This window comes from Pseudomonas sp. S2_A05 (genome assembly GCF_054668485.1).
On record NZ_CP162775.1, the window covers coordinates 5,814,062 to 5,829,454 of the forward strand.

Sequence of the window (15,393 nt, forward strand, 5' to 3'; positions counted from 1 at the left end):
CTCGCGATGGCGATGGCTCAGTCGACATTGATGTTGCATGTCAGACCGTATTCGCGAGCAGGCTCGCTCCCACAAGGGGTACTGCGTCAGTTCACAAAAGGATTAGCGAGTCGACACCGGGCGTTTCACCCAGACTGGCGACAGGTTGCTGCCGTTGCCGGTGACGTACAGCACGGCTGCCTCACCACGCTCCAGAGCGACCGGTTTCACGTCGCCGACTTTCTTGTCGCCTTCGTACAGTGCCAGGCTGACTTTCACCGGGTTGATTTCACGTTCGCCACGGCCCTTGGCAGCGACGTTCGGCACCACTTCGGTCTTGCCGTCGGCGGTTTTCAGGGTCAGCGGCTTGTCGCTGAGGTTCTGCACACGCACCAGGGATTTCTGCTTGTTCTTGAACGGCGGCTCTTCGATCAGTTGTGGCGCGCCGGAAGCGTTGTTGACCAGGGTGTAGTAGTGGTCGCCGGCGAGTTTGACCGGCAGGGTCTGGCTGCCAACCTTGGCGCTGTAATCGCCGCCCGGCATGAAGCTGAAGTCGCTGCTGGCCAGTGGCGCGATGTCGCTCAGGTTGGTGCTGCCGACAGTCGCGCTGACTTCAGCGTTGCTGGCGTTGTAGACACGCACGAAGGTCGAGCCTTTCGGAGCGGTCGGGCCGTACAGCGCGGCGTCGCCGCCGGCGAAGGCTGGGACGGAAAGTACGCTGAGGCCAGCAACCAGTGCGAAGCTTTTAGCGAGACGACGAGGAGTAGTAGTGAAAGTCATGGTGTACCTCTCTTTCAGTTTTGCGCCCGATCGGGCGTCTCGGATTTAGTGTTGATGGCTACGTTTTGTTGGCGGGCGCCGGCTTGTTTGAGCTCTGCGACCCACTGCGGGTCGGCGTCGCCGATTTCGTTGTTCACAGGCAGATATCGTTCAGGAAACTCCCAGATCAGCACTTGTGGCGGGCTGTTCTTGAAGTCATCGCTTTTCAGGTAGCTGAGCATCGGCAGAATCGGGCCGTGGCCGTCTTCGGCGTAGTTGACGACGTCACTGTGCAGCGCTTGTTTGAGCGCACCGACGAAGTTCCAGTTGGGGTTGGCGCTGTAGCTGGTGCCGATCAGCGCGACCGGTACTTCGCTGTTGGCGAACAGGGCGTCGTCACCGGCAGGCTGTTCGGCGGCAACGGTGTTGCGTTTGAGCAGTGGCTCAGGCGCCGGCATCATGTTTTCGAACAGCGGGTCGAGTGGCAGGAACAGACGCAGATCGCCCTTGTGCGTGACCTTCTCTGCTGGCGTGGTAACGAAGCGCTGTGGCTCGCCGCTCAGCGGGAATTTCTCGGCAATGGTTTTCGCCAGCGTGTTGGCGGCGATCTCGGCGCCCTCCGGCGTCCAGTGGGTGTCGGTGCGCAGGAACACTTGCTGACCGTTCTGCTTGGCCTGTTGCAGCGGGCCGAGCAGGTCAGGGGCGAGGATCTTGTCGGCCGCGACACGGGCGTGGAAATCCTGATACAGGTTCTGGTGAATGCTCGAAGGCTTCACTTCATCCAGATGCTCCGGATACAGACGCACCTTGGCCGGGACGATCGCCATCACCAGTTTCACGCCTTTCTCTTTCAGGGTCTGGCGCACGCCTTCGACCAGCGCGTAGTTGCCTTGCAGGTTCTGCTGTTCGTTGACGATCGGGTTGAATTCCTCATCGCTGTACAACCACTGGTCGCGGCCGAGCACGACGCCCGGACGACCTTCGTTGAACAGTTTGAAATCCAGCGCGGCCCAGAGGTTGGTGCCCAGACGCTTGATCGGGAATTCATCGTCGTAGTGGGTTTCCACCGCCTTGGTCCAGCGGCCGTTGAGCACCGTCGCATCGGCGTTGGTGCTGAAGCCGAAGAAGCTGCGAACCGACCACAGACCGAGGACCAACAGCGTCACCAGGAACAGGGCGATGTAGAAGATGCGTAATGAGCGGGTCATGTCAGATCCCTCAGAACTGGAAGTAAAGGAACGGCGAGAAGCTTTGCGCCGAGAGTTTGAGAATCGAGGCGATGAACAGCAGCAGGATCAGCCCGCGCATCACGTAGCGCGACCAGTCAGCGGTCCAGTAAGCCGGTTGCACCTGGGCTTCGACGCCAACGGTGTAGCCAGGTTCGTGGATGCTCGCCGGATTTTCCCAGGCGCTGCCTTGATCATTCCCGGCGTCGCCGTGGCAGGGCCATCGGCCTCGACGTTGACTTCAGATTTGGTCTTGGCTGGCGGCTGATTGGTGTACAGATCACGCAGGCCGAAGAAGGCCAGGGTCACGTAAGCCACCACCAGGGTTGCCACTTGCAGGCCGGTGAGGCTGGCCTGATTGAGTTCCGACAGCGACCAGTCGCCGAAGCTGAACATCGCGCCGTACATGCGCCCGGCAACGTGCAGGTTCTCGGCACGGAAGATCACCCAGCCCATTACTACCAGCAGGAAAGTCAGTGCCCAGCGGATCGGGTTGAGGCTGCGCGGCGAAGTGTTCAGGCCGAGCATTTTTTCGATCGCCAGCCACATGCCGTGCCAGGCGCCCCAGATGATGTAAGTGATGTTCGCACCGTGCCACAGACCACCCAGGAGCATGGTCAGAAACAGGTTGCGATAGGTCATCAACGTGCCTTTGCGGTTACCGCCGAGGGTGATGTACAGGTAGTCACGCAGCCAGGTGGACAGGCTGATGTGCCAGCGGCGCCAGAACTCGGTGATCGACTGGCTGATGTACGGCTGTTTGAAGTTTTCCATGAAGCGGAAACCCATCATCAAGCCCAGACCGATGGCCATGTCGCTGTAACCGGAGAAATCGAAATACAGCTGTGCGGTGTACGCCAGTGCGCCGAGCCAGGCGTCACCCGTGGTCGGGTTCTGCAGGGCGAAGCAATGGTCGGCGACCACGGCGAGGGTGTCGGCGATGAAGACCTTCTTGATGAAACCCTGCATGAACCGCGTGCAGCCCTCGGAGAACTTGTCGAGGGTGTGCGTGCGGTTGTTGAACTGATCGGCGAGGTCGCGAAAACGCAGGACCGGGCCGGCAATCAGGTGCGGGAAGATCGCCACGAATGCCGCGAAGTCGATCAGGTTGCGCGTGGCCGGAGTGTCGCCACGGTACACGTCGATGATGTAGCTGATCGATTCGAAGATGTAGAACGAAATACCGATCGGCAGCAGCACGTGGGTGAGGATGAACGGCTCGAGACCGAACGAAGTCATGATCTCGTTGATGCTGTCGACACCGAAGTTGGCGTACTTGAAGTAGCCCAGTATGCACAGGTCGACGGCCACGCCGAGCAGCAGCCAGCGCTGCGCCGGTTTGGTTCGTACGCCGGCGGCACCGACCTTGAGGCCGATCCAGTAGTTCCACAGCGTGACCGCTGCGAACAGCGCGAGGAAGTCCACCCGCCACCAGGCGTAGAACACGTAGCTGGCGATCAGCAGCAGCAGGTTGCGATAGCGTTGCCCGCTCAGGTAGTACAAGCCGAGAAAGATCGGCAAGAACAGAAACAGGAACACGTTGGATGAAAATACCATCCCGATCTCTCCATGTTTGAACCAACAGTCAAGGGCCAAAGCCCCCCCCAAACCCCCCGTGGTAGTGGGGGGTGAAACAGTCCTGCGATCGTTCCCACGCTCTGCGTGGGAATGCCTCAATGGACGCTCTGCGTCCGCTTCGGCATGGGACGCGGAGCGTCCGGGCTGCATTCCCACGCGGAGCGTGGGAACGATCAGCCATCAGTGTTTTCAGGAACCTTTGTTGCCCTTTTCATGCGACGGGTCGTAGACCTTGGTCAGGTCGCCGCCAAGACGGAAGGTCTTGAACGGTTGCATGTCGCGCTTCTTCTCCATCACATCCGGCGCACAGGTGTAGAGCGTGCAGAACGGTTCGAGCCAGGCGAATTTCATGTCCTCTTTCAGGTCGGTCATGTCCTGCTTTTTGCCGTTCTTTTCTTCGAACTTGTCAGGGTCCTTGACGCCGGCCAACACGCGGTCACCCAGCCGCTTCAGTGCGCCATTGTTTTCCTGACGCAGATCGACACCGTTGACCTGAGCGAAACTGGCGATCATCGCCAGCGGCGGCAGGGCGTAGTTGTGATAGGCGAGGGCGCGTTGCTGGCGCTTGAGTTCGTTGGGCAGGAAGCCATCGGCATCGACTTGATTGACGCCGACCTTGTATTCCTTGACGGCCCAGTCGAACAGGTCGCGGCGGTTGGTGGCGACGGCGGTGGCCATCACCGACCAGGCGGCCCAGTACGAGTGGTTGTTGGTTTTTTCCAGCGGCAGGTTGTCCCAGTCGCTGACCACCTGATCAGCCATTTTGCTGAACCAGGCTTCGATCACCTGCGCTTCCTGCTGGTGCTGGGCCAGTGGATGCGAGTCGGAAAATTTCAGGCGAATGTACGACGAGGCCATGCTGCCCAGCGCCCATTTGCGCATCGACTTGCCGGTGTGGTTGAAGTCTTTGGACATCAACGCGTCAGCCTTGGCCCACGCGGTCAGCCAGTTGAGCGTGCATTCGAGCTGCTCCGGGCGACCGTCACGCATGAACTGCATGACGCGCTTGGCGGTGCCGCGCTCCAGCGTGGTGATGTCTTTGGTGGTGTCGCGAAAGGCTTTTTCCGACTGCACGTTCAGCGTCGCGCGGGCCTTATCCGAACCTTCGTACTTGCTGCGAAATTGCAGCGGACCGGTGTATGGCGCCGGCATCGCGTCGCAGCCATCGCTGTTGTCGCCGGTCTTGAATTTATCCACCGGGGCGAAGTAGCCCTGCGGTGGACGCAATGGCGCGGCAGCCTGAGTTGCCCCGGCGAACATCGCCAGGCTCAGGAGTGTCGGTGCCAACAGGTTTTTCAGTTTCGGATTTCGCATAGCAGACCTCATTGCCCGAGCTGCGCGGTCTGTTGACCGACGCCCGGGAATACGTTGCGTTTGCAGATTTTCGCTTCGACTTTTTGTGGCGTGGCGCCAGGTCCGGCTTCAGGACCCCGGACTTCAACGGCCAGCAGGTTTTGCGAGGCCCAGTCTTCGTCCGTGCGCAGCTCAAAGGCGAAACGACCGTCGGTGTCGGAGGTTTCCGGTTTCTCGATCTTGATGTCCTCGTGGCGACCGTTCATGTACCAGAGGGTGGCTTGCAGGGTTTTCACCGAGGTGTCGGCGAAGCGGATGTCGACCTGATGGTTGGCGTTCTGCAGGTTCAGGTTCTTGCTGTTGACCAGCAGTTCTTGCTTGCTGCCCGGCTTCAGCGTGGCGCTGGCGGACATCTGCGCGTCCTTGCCTTCGCAACCGTTATCGAGCAGCGCCATCATCTGGCGATAGATGGTTTCCTGGTCGAGGCGATACAGCGGCGAGAATTCCCAGATGAGAATCTTCGGCGGGGTCTTCTGGAATTCTTCGCTGCCCAGGTATTGCAGCATCGAACCTTCGAAACCGCCGCCGGGGAAGGCCACGTTGAGGATGTCGGCGCCGATGGCTTCTTCGAGGAAACCGGCGAAGTTGTAGTTCTTGCCGCTGTGCGATGTACCGACCAGAGTGATCTGCGGATTGCCGGAATCGCCGAACAGGTCGCCGTCACCGGCCTCGCCTTTCGGCTCGGTGGTGAACTGGTCCATGTACTGGATCGCGTAGCTGGTGCCGCACAGTTGCCCGGCCATGTTGTGCAGAGTGCCGGTCTTGCCCATGCGCCCGGAGCGCTTGGTCTCGAATTCACGCTTGGGAATGTCGGCGAAGGCCGGGATCTGCTTGACCTTTTCGGCGACGATTTTTGCCGTGCGCTGGGCACCGTAAGGTGTCCAGTGCTGGTCGCCACGGAAGTAGAAATCGTGGGCGGGCAGGGTGTCCGGCAGCGATTCGTTGGTCAGTGGCGACAGGTCCGGCACCACATAGCCCATCTTGGCGAAACGGCCAAGCATGGTCTTGTAGTTGCCCAGCGCTTTCTCGTAATCGAACGCGGCTTTTTCCTGCGGGTTGAGCTTGTTGCGGTTCACCAGGCCACGGGTCGGCTGGTAAACGATCACCAGCTCGACGCCTTTGCTCTTGAACGCATCGTGCAGTTGTTGCAGGCGCTTGTAGCCGGCCGGCGTGGTGTTGAACTCGGTGCGCAGGTCTTCCTGGGTTCGGAACAGCCAGTCGCCCTGGGCCTGTACCAGGGTGGTGAAGTTCTGCTGATAACGCGTGGTGTAGTTCTTCGCGTCATGGGCCGCCGGGCACAGGTTGCAGCACGGCTCGGCGGTGAACTTCGGTGGCGTGACGCTTGCGCCTTCAGCGTCGGCGCGAGCGTTGCCGGCAGCGAGAATGCCGAGGGTCAGGGCCGAGAGGCTGAGCAGTTTGATCATGTGTGGGTGCATAAAAATTATCCTCAGTCCTGCAATTCGGTCTGGCGTTCGACAGGGTCGATCAGCACGGCTTTCTGCTGGCGCACCAACAGATCGAGAATTTCATCCTGGCGCTCGCCGAGGATGCCGTTGAAGCTGATCCCGCTGGACTTGGTCGGCGCCAGCATCGACACGCGATACAGCTCGACACTCAGCGGCGAGTCGATCGACAGCGGGCCGCTGCCGTTGGCTGCCAGCTCGCCGCCGACGACGATCAGCGAGACCTGCGCGTCGAACGGGTCGAGCTTGATGTCACGGTCGGTGTCGGTCAGGTCCTTGATGTGGCCGTAGATCCCGGTCAGGCCGTTGGTCATGGCAACGTTTTCGTAGAGGCGGATGTTCACGCTGTTACGGATACGAATGCCGTGACGGGTATTGCTGATGACCTTGTTGCCCCACAGCAGGTTGTCGGCAGACTCGTAGAGCGTGATGCCGTCGGTGTGGTTCTTGTAGATCTCGTTGTAGGCAATGATGTTGTTGACGCTGTTACGGTCGATCACCAGGCCCGACAACTTGTTGTCGAAACTCTTGTTGTTGAAGATGAAGCTGTCGTTGACCTCACGGGAAATAATGATCCCGTGCTTCTTCTTCGTGCCGTGAACGGTGTTCTCGGCAATGATCAGACGGTGCGAGCGGTCATGCGGGTCGATGCCGTAGACGATGTTGTCTTTGTAGGTGTTGCCCTTGACCACAAAGTCGCTGGTTTCGTAGCAGTAGAAGCCGTACCACATGTCCGAGAACTCGGAGCCGACGATCCAGCCGGTCGGTTCCGGGCGCTTGAGGACTTTGGCCATGTTCGGCGTGTACTGGGAAATACTCACCCCGTACGACTTACTGTTGGCGTAACCGAAACTGGCCATCTTGCTGTTGACGATGTAGGTCTCGGTGCCGCCCCAGGAGAGCAGGAACGGACGGAATTCCTTCGGCGAACGGAAGGTCGCCGGGCCGTTGTCCTTCTCGCGCCAGCCGGTGACTTTGGTGTCACGCACGAACAGTTTGCCGTCGTTGACCAGGAACGAACCGGCCTCTTGGGACAGGCGCAGTTCCTGGGTCTGGCCATCGATTTCGAGGATGCCTTTCTCGCCGACCACGATCGGCAATTTGGCCAGGTACACGCCCGGAGTGGTCTCGCTGAAATACTGCTTGGGCAGTTTTTTCGCCAGATCCTTGAGGTTCATGTAGCCGTCGTCGATGAAGATCGCCTGCGGGATGCCGTGCTGACGCACCACCCATTCGGCCATCTTGTTATCGCCGCCGATGAAGTCCTTCAGAGCGTTTTCCTGCATCATCCGGCGCACGCTGATCTTGCCCGGCTTGCTGCGCACGATCTTCGCCGCAGCGGCTTCGGCGGTGAAGCCGGAGAGGTCGGGCAGTGTCGGCTTGGCCAGTTTCAGCGCGTCGGTCGGCGCGCTGCTGACGGTGTAGGTCTTGGCCTGTTGCAGTTCTTTGGCCACGTTCGCAGGTTTCGCCGGTTCAACATTGGCGAAGGCGCTGGCGCTGGCCAGCAGCATCGCGCCGGCCAGCAGGCTGAGTGAGCCTGTTCTGGTGCTGATCATGTCGGGCACTCCCTTGGCGGTTTGCATCAGAAGCGCCAGATCACGTCAATGAATGCGCGGTGCATGTAGGAATCAACCTGGCTACCGTAGGCATCGCCCGGTTTGAACACACCGCCACGGAAACGCACCAGTGCCGAAGGCTCGTCGATCGACTGGCTCAACGCCGCCGGCAACAGGCCTTGCTTGAAGTACTTGGTGACGACCAGGTCCATTTCCTGACCCAGGTCCTTGTTGCCATCTTCAAGCGGCAAGGATGTGCTGGAGAGGATCGCGCCGGTGACGTCGTCGGTGTTGTTTTCCACCGCATTGATGCCGTTGCTGCCGACCGGCTTGTTGCCGTCGACACGCCAGAACTTGTGGTAGATCAGGCTGGCGTCGTACTCGTCGTTGACCATCCACGAACCGAACAGGGTGGCGGTCTGCATGTTGTTCATTTCGCCACGGAACGCTTCGCCGAAACGGTGCACGCGCGAGCGGGTACCGGTGTAGTTGGAGCGGTTGCTCTCCAGACCGTTCTGCTCGTAATCGGCACTGGCGCGGGCGTAGGCACCGCCGACTTGCCACTGCGGATCGAGGCGCAGACGCACGCCGACATCGGCTGCCCAGCCGCTGATGTCATCGCTGCGCTTGGCTTGTGTCGGGCGCGTGCCGTCGGCGTTCAGCGCGTTGACCGTGTCGCGGTCGCCGCTCATGCCGGTGATGCTGCCCCAGTAGTTGACGGTGTTGGTGTTGCGCCAGTTGTAGGCGTCACTGTCGGCAGTCAGGCCGATCCAGCTGATGTCGCCGTTCTCGGTCTTGTCCAGCGAGTCGCGCGGGACGCCCGGCTCGGCGTAATCGAGTTTGCCGTCATCGTGAGTGTGGTGGCCGCGAATGCCGACCCACTGGCCCGGTGTCCACTGGTAAGCAGCGTCGGCGTAGGCGTGCAGGCGATCCTTGTCTTTCGGCGCCAGCTCTTTCAAGTCGGTGCGGTATTCGCTGAAACGCTCGGCAACACCGGCATTGGCCCGCAGCAGGGTGGTGTCAAAGGTCCAGTTCAGCGCTTCGATGTTGGTGTCGCGCCATTGGCCGTCGTCATTGCGCAGACGCTGACGACCGAACTTGAGGATCTCGCCAGGGTAGGGTGTGAAGCCGCTGTAGCCGACCCAGAACTCGCGCATCGCCAGGTAGTTCTTCTTGGTTTCGCGATCACTGTTGTCGGTGGCTTGTTCACCGTCGGATTGTTGCAGGGTGTCGGTCTCGATGATGTCGGTCGAGGTCACCGCCTGACCCATCGCGTAGGCGCTCCACGCGCCGCTTTCGCCGTAGATCCACGGACGCAGGTCGAGGCCCACGCCATTGACGTCACCGCCGCCGGCAGTGCCGAGGTCACGGTCGTCTTCGGACTGGCCGGTGAGTTTCACTTCCAGACCGAAGTTCTTGGTTTCAGTCATCGCAGCCAGTGTCGGGCAAGACCAGATCAGCGCGAAGGTGAGACCAATACCGGCCTTCACGAATGGGTTCAGCTTCATAGTTTTTCCTCGCCGTCTTCTTCTTGCAGGGCGTGCAGTTGCAGCGTGTTCGAGTTCAGGGCGCCACGGCTGGCCTGTTCCTGTTGCAACAGGCGGCGGGCTTCGGGCAGGCGCTCGGGCGGCAGTTGCGCCTCGAGGGTCGCTGCCAGTTCATCGGCTTGCGGGGTGTTCTGGGCCTTGGCCAGTTGGCTGAACACGTAGGCGTTCAGCGGGTCGGGCTTGGTGCCCTTGCCTTGGGAAAACAACTGGGCGATGGCGAAGTCGGCACTGTTCTGGCCGTTGCGCGCAGCGGTCAGCAGATGGTCCAGAGCCTTCTGCGGATAGACCTTGCCCAGGTAGCCACGACGGTAGATCTGGCCGAGGTAGTAATCGGCGGCGACTTCGCGGCCGACGGCTTTCTGGAAATGATCCTCGGCGACTTTCGCGTCGGCCGGGACCAGTTTGCCTTCGTAGTAGACCTTGCCCAGCAACAGTTCGGCGCGCGGCTGGTCGGCAGCGCGACCGTTGTCCAGGTACTTCATCATCTGGTCGACGTCGCCCAGTTCGGGGAAGTCGTAAAGCAATTGCGCGAGGGTGACCCACGACGCCGGGTAGCCCGGAGCGATCGGCTCGAGCAGCGCCTGCGCAGTTTTTTCGTCGGTCTTGCCCAGGGTCGAATCGGCCAGCACGCGGGCCACGGAATCGACACGCTGCGCGGTGACGGTGCCACGGCTGTAACCAGCCTGCATCTGCTTGATCAGCTCGGCCTGTTGCTCCGGCTGGCCACGTTTCTGGTAGACGGTGGCCAGTTCGACGTAGCAGATGTCGGTGGTGTTGAGCGCGGCCTTGCAGATCTTTTCCACGTCATCCAGATGCTGGTCGTAGGTGCCTTGGGTGCGATACAGCAGCACCTGCGCCAGACCGGCTTCCGGGTAACCGGATTTGCGCCACTGATCGATCTGCTGCTGGGCGTTGATGTTCGGGAAGCTGTGCGGGTATTGCAGATACAGCATCGCCAGCGGGATCAACGTGTTGCCTTCACCATTGGCGGCGGCTTTTTTCAGCAGGGTTTCGGCTTCGTGGTGCTCGGCTTCGGTGGAGCCCGGCTTGGCCACCAGCAGACGACCCAGACGTGCCTGGGCACGCGGCGACACGCTGGCCGCTGCGCGGTAAGTCGCTTCGGCCTGTTTCATCTGCGCCGGGTCGCGGCTGTCGACCTGGATATCAGCCAGGCCTACTTGCGCCTCGCTGTAACCCAGATCGGCCAGTTGCTGGTAATTCTGCGCAGCGGTGGCGGTGTCGCCACGCTTGAGCGCTTCGTTGGCCAGACGCTGATCGGGCAGCCCGGCGCAACCGGCCATAGAAACTGCTAGTGCCAGCGAGCACACCATCAATCCCATGTGGGAGCGAGCCTGCTCGCGAAGCAGTCGACTCGGTACTTCAGACAAACCGCGCTGGCCCTTTCGCGAGCAGGCTCGCTCCCACAGGGTCGGCGGTGTGTTCAAGTTATGCGTAGTCACAGGCATGTCCTCGACTTAAAGACCGGCAGCCATGGCTTTGTCGATCAGCCAGTTCAGGTTCGGGCCACGGTCGCTGTTCACTTCCACCGGGCGGCCGGCCAGGCTGCTGTCGAGCGGCTCGTCTGGCTGGATCTGCACGCGAATGTCGGAGGACAGGTCGGCGCTCTTCAGGCTGGTGCTGCTGACGATCTTGCCGGTGCGGGTCTTGTCTTCGCCGGCGATCTGGAAGCTCACCGGAGTGCCTGGACGCACGTCGCCGAACTGGCGATAGGAGAAGCGTGCTTCAACGTTGGCCTGGGTGTTGCGCGGCACCAGTTGGAAGATCACGTCGCCCTTGCTCGCGTACTGACCGTCAGCCACCAGTTGCTGGGCCACGGTGCAATCGCACGGCGAGGTCAGGGTGCCGGTCATTTGCTTGCCGAACAGTTCTTCAACCTTGGCCGGGGCCAGTTGGTCTTCGGCCAGATGGCCCTTGAGCACGTCGAGCATGCTGGTGCTGAAGGTCGCCAGCGGTGCGCCTTTGGCGGCAACGCCGTCGGACTTGACCAGGCTCTGCACGGTGCCGTCACGCGGCATGGTGATGTTCATCCCCGGCACGCTGACCAGACCGGCCTGGGCGTGGCTGACGAAGTACATGCCGTACACCGACTTGAAGATGAAACCGGCAGCGACCAGGCCAATGGCGAAAATACCGGCGCTGAAGGTCACGGCTTTCAGACGGCCGAACGGGGTCATGCCGGTGTCGTTGGTCTTGTTCTTGCGCGCCTTGGTGAAGTTGTCGCGCTGCAGAGTCGCCAGCACTTCGCCGATGCTGACGATGTCGCCGGCCAGGTGCGAAGTGATCAGGTGGCGCAGGGTGGAAATGTCCTGCGGCTCAAGGTTCTGGAACTGGCAGCCAGCGCGGCCGGTGGCGCGATCGAAGGAACGCACCTGCAGTTCAACGTCCATGGCCAGGCCGAGGTTGTCGATGACAAATTGCAGACGCGCCTTGTACACCTCGCCGATGGTCAGCGGCATCTGCCCGGCGTTGAACGCCAGACCGCCAGCCGACAGATCGAGGACCCGCGCTTCGAGCGGAGTCCGGTCAGGGCCGAAGAAACGCAGTTTGGCCGGGATTTTCACGCGAGCGTGCTGGCGCTGGGCTTCGGATTCATGCACTACGTTGACGTTGACGGCGGTATTCATAGGGGCGATTTCCTTGTTAATTCAATAGGAGCGGGTCAGACCATCATCAGCAGCACGGCGACAAAAATGCTGCCGGCGGAGAAGGTCATGGTCCGAGACGACCAGGTGTTGAACCAACGTTGAAAGCTGGCGAGATCACGGGTCAGGGATGTGGGCTGGCGAGTCCAGGATTGTTGGTCGAGGCGGAAGAACACGTAGATCTTCACCAGGGCGCCAACGATCTGGTTGTAATACAGAATCGCCGGGTAAGCAGGGCCGATGCGGTGGCCGGAACACGACAGCAACAGCGTCAGGATCAGGCGGGTGATGCCGATCCACAGCAGGTACACGAGGATGAACGCGGTGCCGTACTTGAAGCTGGCGATCAGTGCGACGGTCAGGCCGAGCAGCGAAGTCCACATCGACACGCGCTGGTCGAACAGCACCACCGAGGTGAACGCGCCGAGGCGGCGGATACCCAGACCCAGTGCACGGGAGTTCTGGCGCAGGTTGTTGCCGTACCAGCGGAACATCAGCTTGCGGCTGGCCTTGATGAAGCTCTTTTCCGGCGGATGTTCAACGGTGTTGATCGCGGCGTCCGGCACGTAGAAGGTGTCGTAACCCAGGCGCATCAGGCTGAACCAGCTCGACTTGTCGTCGCCGGTCAGGAACTTGAAGCGGCCCAGACGCCAGTGTTGCAGCGAGTCGCTTTCAACGTCGGCGATGAACTCCGGATTGGTCACCACGGAGGCTTTGAACACCGACATCCGACCGGTCATGGTCAGAACGCGCTTGGACAGGGCCATCGAGCACATGTTGATGTGGCGCTGGGCGAAACGCAGCTTGTGCCATTCGCTCATGATGTAGCCGCCGCGCACTTCGCAGAACTCGTTGGTGGTCAGGCCGCCGACATTGCCGAACAGCTGGAACCACGGCACGGTCTTGCGCACGACGCCTTCGCCGAGCACGGTGTCGCCGTCGATCACGGCCACCACGGCACGGTCGTCCGGCAGGTGACGGGAGATCGCGCGGAAACCGAAGGCCAGACCATCGCGCTTGCCGGTACCGGGAATACGCACGAAGTCGAGCTTGACCCGCTCCGGCGGATTCATCCGCGCCCACAGCGCCTTGACCAGCAGCTCGTCGGACATTTCCACGATCGAGCAGACAATGGTGGTCGGCAGTTCGCAGTCGATGGCTTCGCGGATCACCGAGCTGTAGACCTGCGCGGTTGTCAGCGCGTCAATACGAAAGCTGGTGACCATCAGAAACACATGCGACGGATCGGCCGCTTTACCCAGCTTGCGTACTTTGCGACGCAAGTGCGGGTAAACGATGTAGAGAAAAATCATGCCGCGCACAAAGTGCGTTGCACCCATCGAGTAGCGCCAGATACCCACGGCGCCAATCAGGAAAATGAAGTCCTTCGACTCGGAGTCGAATGTGGACGTGGGCAGCATCAAGGCCAGGCCCATCAGCAGACTGAGATAAAAAAGCCAGCCGGCTGATTGCAGAAAAAAATGTTTGAGCTTGGTCATAACCGTCATCCGAAGGTGATGGAGGCTTCAAGCCGCAAGCATGTTGCCTTTGCTTGCGGCTTGAAGCTTGAGGCTTGCCTTACCAGCAAATGCCTTCGGTGCGGCTACCGGCGCTGGTGGCCTTGGACATGAAGCCCACCAGGTCGATGACTTGCTTGCCCTGCGGCGCTTCCTGGGCCAGCGAACGGAATTTCTCGTCGCGGTTGCCGAGGATGATCACGTCGGAGTTGTCGATCACCGAGTCGAAGTCGGAGTTGAGCAGGGACGATACGTGCGGAATCTTCGATTCGATGTAGTCCTTGTTCGCACCGTGGACACGGGCGTATTCGACGTTGCTGTCGTAGATGCTCAGGTCGTAACCCTTGCCGATCAGCATTTCCGCCAGTTCGACCAGCGGGCTTTCGCGCAGGTCGTCGGTGCCGGCCTTGAAGCTCAGACCGAGCAGGGCGACTTTGCGTTTTTCATGGCTTTCAACGATGTCGAAAGCGTTCTGCACTTGCGATTCGTTACTGCGCATCAGCGAGTTGAGCAGCGGTGCTTCGACGTCCAGGGAACCGGCGCGGTAGGTCAGCGCACGCACGTCTTTGGGCAGGCACGAACCGCCGAAGGCGAAGCCCGGGCGCATGTAGTACTGGGACAGGTTCAGGGTCTTGTCCTGGCAGACTACGTCCATCACTTCACGACCATCGACGCCGACGGCTTTGGCGATGTTGCCGATCTCGTTGGCGAAGGTCACTTTGGTCGCGTGCCAGACGTTGCAGGTGTACTTGATCATCTCGGCAACGGCGATGTCCTTGCGGATGATCGGGGCGTCGAGTTCTTCGTACAGCGATTGCAGAACGTCGCCCGACGCGGTGTCGAACTCGCCGATGACGGTCATTGGTGGCTGATCGTAGTCAGCGATGGCGGTGGATTCGCGGAGGAATTCCGGGTTGACCGCAACGCCGAAATCGACGCCGGCTTTCTTGCCCGAGCAGTCTTCCAGAATCGGGATGACCACGTTGGCCACGGTGCCTGGCAACACGGTGCTGCGCACGACGATGGTGTGACGGGTGGTTTTTTCACGCAGGACAAAACCGATCTCGCGGCACACAGCCTCGATGTAGTTCAGTTCCAGGTCGCCGTTCTTCTTGCTTGGCGTGCCGACGCAGATCATCGACAGGTCGGTATCACGAATCGCCTCGGCGAAATTGGTCGTACCGCGCAGACGAGCGGTCTGGACTCCCTGTTGCAGCAGTTCGCCCAAGCCCGGTTCTACAATCGGCGATTTGCCGGCGTTAATCATGTCGATCTTGTCTTTGGCAACATCGACGCCAACTACGTCATGGCCCCGTGCAGACAGGCAACCGGCACATACTGCGCCAACGTAACCCAAACCAAATATGCTGATGCGCATCGCAATTACCTCTGTATATATCAGGCCTTAGAGGCCGGAGTTAATGGTGTTCAGCGGTCACTAGTGCACTCGGAAGTGCGGCTTACAGGCGCCACAATGCCGTGTGCAGGCATACAAAGTTCCGAGTGTCTAATAAGTGCACTCAAGATGTGCGCAACTAGGCCTTGTTGTTATGACTTGCCCTGTTATGCAGCCGATCTTCCGTGCGGGAAGACTCTAGTGCAGTCGTGTAGCCTGCTCGACGTCCGGTAGGGAGCCGGTAAATCAAGCAGTTAGGTGCTCAGGCGAGCACGTTTATAGGGGCGCGGCCTTGGCCTTTGTAGGGGATATTAATGGTGCGTATCTCCTGTCCTTCGATTGTTTTGAGACTAGTT

Annotated in this window: 10 protein-coding genes and 1 pseudogene; all 11 read right to left on the reverse strand. The window is 60.4% G+C overall.

What is annotated here, in order from left to right; translation table 11 throughout:
- Positions 1-102 precede the first annotated feature (102 nt).
- The 11 genes and pseudogenes from AB4O12_RS26220 to AB4O12_RS26270 all read right to left on the reverse strand — a co-directional run bounded on the left by AB4O12_RS26220 (position 103) and on the right by AB4O12_RS26270 (position 15,019).
- A complete protein-coding gene (locus AB4O12_RS26220; RefSeq protein WP_016771605.1) occupies positions 103-759 on the reverse strand; it encodes an alginate O-acetyltransferase AlgF in 657 nt (218 codons plus the stop codon).
- Between the two features lie 14 nt (positions 760-773).
- Positions 774-1,946: an alginate O-acetyltransferase gene (locus AB4O12_RS26225; RefSeq protein ID WP_110646400.1), complete on the reverse strand. Its 1,173-nt coding sequence runs from the start codon at positions 1,944-1,946 to the stop codon at positions 774-776.
- Positions 1,947-1,956: 10 nt separating this feature from the next.
- Positions 1,957-3,521: pseudogene (locus AB4O12_RS26230) on the reverse strand (MBOAT family O-acyltransferase).
- A gap of 210 nt (positions 3,522-3,731) precedes the next feature.
- Positions 3,732-4,856: a mannuronate-specific alginate lyase gene (locus AB4O12_RS26235; RefSeq protein ID WP_460059965.1), complete on the reverse strand. Its 1,125-nt coding sequence runs from the start codon at positions 4,854-4,856 to the stop codon at positions 3,732-3,734.
- An 8-nt stretch (positions 4,857-4,864) separates the two neighbouring features.
- Entirely contained in the window at positions 4,865-6,331 is a 1,467-nt protein-coding gene (locus AB4O12_RS26240; RefSeq protein ID WP_460059967.1) for an alginate O-acetyltransferase, read from the reverse strand.
- Positions 6,332-6,342: 11 nt separating this feature from the next.
- Positions 6,343-7,914, reverse strand: coding sequence for a mannuronan 5-epimerase AlgG (algG, locus tag AB4O12_RS26245; protein WP_110646420.1), 1,572 nt, complete (start codon positions 7,912-7,914; stop codon positions 6,343-6,345).
- A 26-nt stretch (positions 7,915-7,940) separates the two neighbouring features.
- Complete coding sequence (locus AB4O12_RS26250; protein ID WP_110646404.1) at positions 7,941-9,422, reverse strand: alginate export family protein; 1,482 nt, start codon at positions 9,420-9,422, stop codon at positions 7,941-7,943.
- Positions 9,419-10,927 carry an alginate biosynthesis TPR repeat lipoprotein AlgK gene (gene algK / locus AB4O12_RS26255; protein WP_177433943.1) on the reverse strand — a complete coding sequence of 503 codons (1,509 nt, stop codon included), beginning with the start codon at positions 10,925-10,927 and terminating at the stop codon, positions 9,419-9,421. Before algK ends, AB4O12_RS26250 begins: the two co-directional genes overlap by 4 nt.
- 9 nt (positions 10,928-10,936) lie before the next feature.
- The gene (locus AB4O12_RS26260) at positions 10,937-12,106 is read right to left on the reverse strand and encodes an alginate biosynthesis protein Alg44 (protein ID WP_110646406.1); all 1,170 of its coding nucleotides are present in this window, start codon (positions 12,104-12,106) and stop codon (positions 10,937-10,939) included.
- 35 nt (positions 12,107-12,141) lie between these two features.
- Positions 12,142-13,623, reverse strand: a complete 1,482-nt coding sequence (gene alg8 / locus AB4O12_RS26265) for a mannuronan synthase (RefSeq protein ID WP_162098720.1) — start codon at positions 13,621-13,623, stop codon at positions 12,142-12,144.
- 79 nt (positions 13,624-13,702) lie between these two features.
- Positions 13,703-15,019, reverse strand: coding sequence for a nucleotide sugar dehydrogenase (locus tag AB4O12_RS26270; RefSeq protein WP_281877464.1), 1,317 nt, complete (start codon positions 15,017-15,019; stop codon positions 13,703-13,705).
- Between the last annotated feature and the right edge of the window lie 374 nt (positions 15,020-15,393).

Bases quoted from the DNA above. Each gene is read 5' to 3' on its own strand.
- AB4O12_RS26220 (WP_016771605.1), bottom strand. From the start codon at position 759: ATGACTTTCACTACTACTCCTCGTCGTCTCGCTAAAAGCTTCGCACTG.
- AB4O12_RS26225 (WP_110646400.1), bottom strand. From the start codon at position 1,946: ATGACCCGCTCATTACGCATCTTCTACATCGCCCTGTTCCTGGTGACG.
- AB4O12_RS26235 (WP_460059965.1), bottom strand. From the start codon at position 4,856: ATGCGAAATCCGAAACTGAAAAACCTGTTGGCACCGACACTCCTGAGC.
- AB4O12_RS26240 (WP_460059967.1), bottom strand. From the start codon at position 6,331: ATGCACCCACACATGATCAAACTGCTCAGCCTCTCGGCCCTGACCCTC.
- algG (WP_110646420.1), bottom strand. From the start codon at position 7,914: ATGATCAGCACCAGAACAGGCTCACTCAGCCTGCTGGCCGGCGCGATG.
- AB4O12_RS26250 (WP_110646404.1), bottom strand. From the start codon at position 9,422: ATGAAGCTGAACCCATTCGTGAAGGCCGGTATTGGTCTCACCTTCGCG.
- algK (WP_177433943.1), bottom strand. From the start codon at position 10,927: ATGCCTGTGACTACGCATAACTTGAACACACCGCCGACCCTGTGGGAG.
- AB4O12_RS26260 (WP_110646406.1), bottom strand. From the start codon at position 12,106: ATGAATACCGCCGTCAACGTCAACGTAGTGCATGAATCCGAAGCCCAG.
- alg8 (WP_162098720.1), bottom strand. From the start codon at position 13,623: ATGACCAAGCTCAAACATTTTTTTCTGCAATCAGCCGGCTGGCTTTTT.
- AB4O12_RS26270 (WP_281877464.1), bottom strand. From the start codon at position 15,019: ATGCGCATCAGCATATTTGGTTTGGGTTACGTTGGCGCAGTATGTGCC.